At 37.2% G+C, this 6325-nt stretch carries 7 protein-coding genes and 1 pseudogene; 2 read left to right on the forward strand and 6 right to left on the reverse strand.

The window, feature by feature from the left end; genetic code table 11:
* From AC1DJR_RS18015 to AC1DJR_RS18035, 5 genes and pseudogenes are all read right to left on the reverse strand, one after another.
* On the reverse strand, positions 1 to 163 hold a 163-nt coding region (locus AC1DJR_RS18015), incomplete at its 3' end, for a CoA-binding protein (RefSeq protein ID WP_477003169.1).
* Between the two features lie 79 nt (positions 164 to 242).
* A complete protein-coding gene (locus tag AC1DJR_RS18020) occupies positions 243 to 1481 on the reverse strand; it encodes a S1C family serine protease (protein ID WP_477003166.1) in 1239 nt (412 codons plus the stop codon).
* A 203-nt stretch (positions 1482 to 1684) separates the two neighbouring features.
* Complete coding sequence (locus tag AC1DJR_RS18025) at positions 1685 to 2362, reverse strand: response regulator transcription factor (RefSeq protein ID WP_477003167.1); 678 nt, start codon at positions 2360 to 2362, stop codon at positions 1685 to 1687.
* 18 nt (positions 2363 to 2380) lie between these two features.
* The gene (gene nrdG / locus AC1DJR_RS18030) at positions 2381 to 2833 is read right to left on the reverse strand and encodes an anaerobic ribonucleoside-triphosphate reductase activating protein (protein ID WP_477003168.1); all 453 of its coding nucleotides are present in this window, start codon (positions 2831 to 2833) and stop codon (positions 2381 to 2383) included.
* Positions 2830 to 4575 (reverse strand): annotated as a pseudogene (locus AC1DJR_RS18035) (anaerobic ribonucleoside triphosphate reductase); the annotation flags it as partial. The gene nrdG and the pseudogene AC1DJR_RS18035, both read right to left, overlap by 4 nt.
* 69 nt (positions 4576 to 4644) lie before the next feature.
* Here AC1DJR_RS18035 and plsY point away from each other — a divergent pair.
* Positions 4645 to 5241, forward strand: a complete 597-nt coding sequence (gene plsY, locus AC1DJR_RS18040; protein ID WP_002014306.1) for a glycerol-3-phosphate 1-O-acyltransferase PlsY — start codon at positions 4645 to 4647, stop codon at positions 5239 to 5241.
* Positions 5242 to 5350: 109 nt separating this feature from the next.
* A complete protein-coding gene (locus AC1DJR_RS18045; protein ID WP_002033558.1) occupies positions 5351 to 5641 on the forward strand; it encodes a HesB/YadR/YfhF family protein in 291 nt (96 codons plus the stop codon).
* 77 nt (positions 5642 to 5718) lie between these two features.
* Here AC1DJR_RS18045 and AC1DJR_RS18050 read toward each other — a convergent pair whose 3' ends face one another.
* Positions 5719 to 6138, reverse strand: coding sequence for an acyl-CoA thioesterase (locus AC1DJR_RS18050; RefSeq protein WP_000495812.1), 420 nt, complete (start codon positions 6136 to 6138; stop codon positions 5719 to 5721).
* Between the last annotated feature and the right edge of the window lie 187 nt (positions 6139 to 6325).

Below are 6325 nucleotides of genomic sequence, written 5' to 3' on the forward strand. Positions count from 1 at the left end.
CTGTTGGATTTACTGGTATAATACGGTACCCCGCATCTTGCATTGCTTTTGACACCATATACGATGTACGTTCTGGCTTATCTGATAATCCAACAACTGCAATCGTTTTACTTTTCTTCAATACTTCACCAATTTCCGTACGAGTTGGGTTTTCAATTGTCATAATTTATYACTCCTATTCCTTTAGTATATCCGATAAAGAAAGTCTCTTTCAACATGAAAGAGACTTTCTTTTATTCCGATTATTGATTCTTWGTAGCTGAATTATCTGCTAAYGTAGCTGWTTTCGTCATTTTTTGGCCATTGCGATAGAATGTAACTTCTACTTTCTCGCCTACTTTTTTCTTTTCATATAAATAYTTRCGGAATTGAAGAGMATTCTCTACYTTTTGATYATCTAAYGCTACTACAACATCATATTGCTCTAAACCAGCTTTTTCTGCCGGTGATATTGGATAAATTTTACCTAATACAACGCCATTTGTTACTTCTTTAGGTACCTTTAATTGGGTTACTGCAGCCTGCACATCTTCTAATGAAACGACACCTACTCCAAGAGCTGGACGTTTCACTACTCCATCTTTTTCAAGCGATTCGATAACTGGTTTTGCAATATTAATCGGAATTGCAAATCCGATTCCTTCAACTTCTTGCTGCGCAATTTTACTTGAGTTAATACCGATTACYTCACCGTTTTGGTTAAATARTGCACCACCACTRTTACCAGGGTTAATCGCTGCATCTGTTTGAATAACTTGTGCTTGCCAATCWGGRCGTTTRTCMCCAYCAATATCAACTGGAATTTCGCGTTCTTTACTACTGATTATACCTTCCGTTACACTGCCGTCAAATCCAAGTGGGTTACCGATTGCAATCGCTTTTTCACCAGCACGAAGTTTACTGGAGTCACCTAAACTTGCAACTTTATTTACAGTAGATCCGTCAATTTCAACAACTGCTAAGTCTAACCAAGGATCCTTACCAACTAATTTTGCATCAACTTGCTTTCCATCACTTAGTTTCACAGCAAGTTTATTCGCTCCATCTACTACGTGGTTGTTGGTTACGATATATGCTTTATTTCCTGCTTTTTTATAAATAACACCTGATCCTGAACCAGCTTGTTGTTCTTGACCTGTCGGTTGCATTGCAAACGGATCAATACTTTGTTGCATATTAATTACACCAACAACAACATCCTTTGCACCTTCAACCATACCTGGCAAATCAGTTTCGTTTTTTGATTTATTGACAACAGGAACTACAGTACCTTCTACTTGTTTATTAGAATTGAATGATGAAACTGCAGCTCCATTATTTTGCACCCATGGCATATATGGTGCTGCAAAACTAATCGAAACCGCCCCGACTACAGCTCCCACTAAACCTGTGAAGAAATAACCTTTTTTACTGCCTGATTTTCTCACTTCTCTCGTTTCACTATGCTCTTCATTCAAATTTGGTCCGTCGTAATATCCCATTTTTTATTTCCCCTCTCTGATGAATTCGTACTTTCAGTATAGTCACAGTTTGTGTCCTTCTTGTGAACTCATCGTGAAATCCAATTTAAAAAATACTCCTATCTAYCATTGTAGACAAGAAAAGTATTTTTTGTACATTCCACCTACAAAGGAGAGTGTAAATTTGCTATATCCCAAAGCCGAGATGCATAGTAACTTAAAGGTTATTCTTCAAATTTGTAACCTACTCGAATAACAGTGCCAATATGCTTCGCCTTATCTCCTAGCTTATTTCGCAGTTTTTTAATATGTGTATCAACCGTTCGGTCATCGCCGTAGTAATCATATCCCCATAACTGATCTAATAAATGTTGGCGTGACAACACAATTCCTTTGTTCTCCATTAAATAAACGAGAAGCTCAAACTCCTTATGTGTCAATATAATTTCTTCTCCATCTACTAAAACTGTTCTAGATAGTCGATTCACTTCTATTCCAGCTAAAGRCATAGTATTTTCTTCTGATACTCCTACCGCTCCATCCGCACGTTTCAATAACGTCTTCGCGCGAGCTACTAATACTTTCGGACTAAAAGGTTTTGTGACATACTCATCTGCACCTAGTTCAAAGCCTAGTAATGTATCATCCTCATCAGAACGTGCTGTCAGCATAATAATTGGTACTGCTGACTCTTTTCTAATTCGTCTACAAACAGACCAACCATCTATTTCTGGTAACATAATATCTAACATAATTAAATCAATTGTATGTTCAGCAAATAATTCTAGCGCTTTTTTTCCATCTTCCGCTTCGATTACTTCAAAGCCTTCATTACGAAAATAATCACTAACAATTTCACGTAATCTTCTTTCATCTTCAACAAGTAATACTGTTTTATTCATATAACCTATCCCGCCTTTTTACTCTTTCAATCGAATAATACGTTGATTGGAGCTTCCGCGAAATGGAAGTGTTAAATCTTTTTTMTCRAKTTCAAATCTTCCATCGACYAAAACATCCCCATAATGTAACAATTCTATCATATCATTATTTTGAGCACTCTGTATCTCTTCTAACGTGTAACCTGTATAAATCCATAGATTTTTTTTCAAATCTTTCACGGATTTTGCCACTTTTTTCACTTCAGCAGCTTGAAAAAATGGATCTCCACCTGAAAATGTTACATCGGTTAATGAATTTTTTTCAATCTCTTTCACAATTTCTTCTACCGTCATTTCAGTTCCATTGCAAACATTCCAAGATTTTGGATTATGGCAACCGATACAACGATGCGGACAGCCCGCAAAAAACACGACTGTCCGCAACCCTTCTCCATCTACTACACTATCATGAATGATATTCATAACTTTCATTTATGCTTCACCCGATCCATCTCTTCACTACGTTTCGCGCTATTCCACTTTGACATATCTCCTACAAGATAGCCTGTTATGCGGCGAATTCTTTCTATTTCATTCTCATCTTCATTTCCGCAGCTCGGACATTCATTCCCGATAATGCCATGATAACTACAGCACTTACAACGATCGACAGGATGGTTAATTGAACCGTAGCCTACGCCGTACTGCGCCATCGCTTGTACAATTTGCTTTAACGCCTTTTGATTATGCACAGCCGCACCATCTAGTTCAATATACGTAATATGTCCGCCATTACAAAGAGCGTGGAACGGTCCTTCTAATCGAATTTTATCTATCGCTTGAATATTGTAATACACCGGTACATGGAACGAATTTGTATAATAATTATGATTTGTCACACCGCTAATTTCACCAAATTCTTCTCTATCTTTCTTCACAAACTTTCCTGATAACCCTTCTGCTGGCGTTGCAATTACAGAGAAATTGAGTTGATGTTCTTCCGTCGCCTTATCCATTCTCTCTCTCATAAAGGAAATAATTTCATATCCAAGCTTCCACGATTCTTCATTTTCTCCATGGTGCTTTCCAGTTAACGCTACTAAACATTCTGCAAGACCGATAAAACCAATACTTAACGTCCCTTGTTTTAAAATGGGTGCCACAGCATCTTCAGGTTGTAATGTTTCTCCACCGCGCCATACACCTTGTGAATATAAGAACTGAAAATCTCTTGCTCTCTTTGTACATTGATAAGCAAATCTCTCTAATAATTGCTTAACGCCYAAATCTAARTAATAACTTAGCGCTTCAAAAAACGCTTCTKTTGAACCACTAATTAGCGCTAATTTCACTAAATTAATAGAAGTAAACGATAAATTCCCTCTTCCAATTGCTGTTTCTTCCCCATGTATATTAGACATAACACGAGTACGACACCCCATATAACATACTTCACTTTCAGGCCGACCATCATAGTGCACTGCATTAAACGGAGCATCTAAAAACGAAAAGTTAGGGAATAATCGCTCAGCTGTCGTTTCTAACGCTAATTCAAATAAATCATAGTTCGGATCACACTCTTCAAAGTTCAACCCTTTTTTCATTTTGAAAATTTGAATAGGRAAAATCGGTGTTTCCCCTTTACCCAGTCCAGCTTGCGTCGCTTTTAAAAGTTGCTTAATTAAAAGTCTTCCCTCTTGCGATGTGTCTGTTCCATAGTTAATAGAAATAAATGGTACTTGTCCCCCGCCCCTACTATGCATACTATTTGAATTATGAACGAAAGCCTCACACGCCTGATACGTATCATTTTCTGTTTCTTTCCATGCAAATTCCTCTATTTGTTCTTTCGTAAGCGGATATGACTGTAATCGTTTTTTATGTCTCTCTACTGTTTTTCTCACATATGGAGCTAAATCAATATCAAAGAGCGCAAACGATTGACCACCGTGCTGCATATTTTGATTCGCCTGAAAAATAATTGAAGAAAGCGCCAACGCACTTTTAATGTCTTGCGGTTGTCTCATATGTCCATGTCCAGTATGAAAACCGTTAGCAAGCATTTGCGCTAACGGAATTTGTGAACAAGTCGTCGTTCCTGTTGCATAAAAATCTAAATCATGTGGATATAATATATTTTGATCTATCGCTTTTTTCACTTGATCTGATAATAATTTTTCTACTGCATAATACTTTGCGCTCTCAGATGCGAACGTTCCCATTACTCCCATTGGAGGGTACAATAAAYGGGAAAAACTCTTTTTACCCTTTATCAACACATTTGTATAAAGGAGACTGAACTCATGGTTATTACATATCTTTTATTTATCGTTGCCTATCTACTCGGTTCGATTCCATTTGCATTAGTCGTTGGAAAAATCGGTTATGGAATCGACATTCGTGAGCATGGAAGCGGTAATCTAGGCGGAACTAATACATTCCGTACATTAGGGAAAAAAGCAGGTTTTATCGTAACAATTGCTGACATTTTAAAAGGTACATTAGCAACAGGTCTACCGATTATTTTCGGGTCAGATATTCACCCACTATGGTTTGGATTAGCCGCTGTTCTTGGACATGTCTATCCGATCTTCGCAAAATTCCGCGGGGGGAAAGCAGTTGCAACTTCTGCTGGGGTGCTATTATGCTATTCACCAGTTGTTTTTGCAATATTAGCTGTTGTCTTTTTCAGCCTTTTATTTACAACAAGATACGTATCACTTTCTTCTATGATAACAGCTGTCGTTGCTGTTATTGCATCCATTGTTAGCGGGGATAAAATCTTCATTATTGCGATGTGTTTATTAGCAGGTATGGTTATTTATAAACACCGTGCAAATATCGGACGAATTATAAATAAAACTGAACCAAAAGCAAACTTTTCAAAAAAGCAAAAATAAGATCGTAACCCACATAACGCAAAAAGAAAACGTGAAGCATATTAATAGCGTCTTTTTGCGTTATTTTTTATACTAAAAGAAAAAGCAACATAATTTGGAGGAACTATACATGAATCTTTCCGTAACAAAAGAAGCAGCACAATGGTATAAAAACGAATTAAACTTACAATCGGGTGAAACAATACGCCTTTTCGTACAATACGGCGGTTGCAGTACTGTGCAAAAAGGACTTTCTTTAGGTATTCGTAAAGATGACCCTGCGCACCCTGCTGTTCAAACTCAAGAAGAAGGTATTAACTTCTTTATTGAAGGCGATGATGAGTGGTTCTTCGATGGACATAATTTATTAGTTACACTTAACGACGGTGATGATTTCCCTCAATTTAATTATGAAAAATAAAAAAGCGTGGCTTCTGCCACGCTTTTTTTATCCCGCTATTTGCGGGTAGTAAGACCCCCACTGATTAAAGTTTCACTTTATTTCTTTTTAATTTCCTCATATTTCGCATACCACTCAGGATATAATTTTTTAAATGATACAGGGCGGAACCCTTCTTTTTTCGCACAAATATTCGTCGTGCTTGCAGTAATACAAAGTTCGCCATCACCATTATAAATTTCATATCCGTATACAACGCGGAGCGGGCTCACAGTATCAACCCACGTTTTCACAATAGCTTTTTCTCCGTAACGCATCGCTTTACGATATGAAATTTGCAAGTCTAACACAGGAGAAATAATTCCCTCTTTCTCCATTTCAACATATGAAAATCCTAAATCTTGTATAAGTTTCGTGCGACCTAGTTCAAGCCACACCAAATAGTTTGAATGGTAAACAACACCCATTTGATCTGTTTCCGCATAACGGATTTCAACTTCATGTTCTGCTACAAACATATGTATTCGCCTTCTTTCACTTCTGCTGCCTTGCATACATTTAATCATAATACAGTGGAATCAAAAATAAAATAAAAACAGTGAATCTTTTACCGAAAGGGGCAAGCATATGATTCAAATTGTAACTGTTCGTAGCGGTGATAGYGTATATAGTTTAGCCTCAAAATATGGATCTACACCTGAAGAG

It is taken from the genome of Bacillus sp. 05T31 (genome assembly GCF_056396725.1).

Coding starts and splice junctions, on each gene's coding strand:
- plsY (WP_002014306.1), top strand. CDS start 4,645: ATGGTTATTACATATCTTTTATTTATCGTTGCCTATCTACTCGGTTCG.
- AC1DJR_RS18045 (WP_002033558.1), top strand. CDS start 5,351: ATGAATCTTTCCGTAACAAAAGAAGCAGCACAATGGTATAAAAACGAA.
- AC1DJR_RS18050 (WP_000495812.1), bottom strand. CDS start 6,138: ATGTTTGTAGCAGAACATGAAGTTGAAATCCGTTATGCGGAAACAGAT.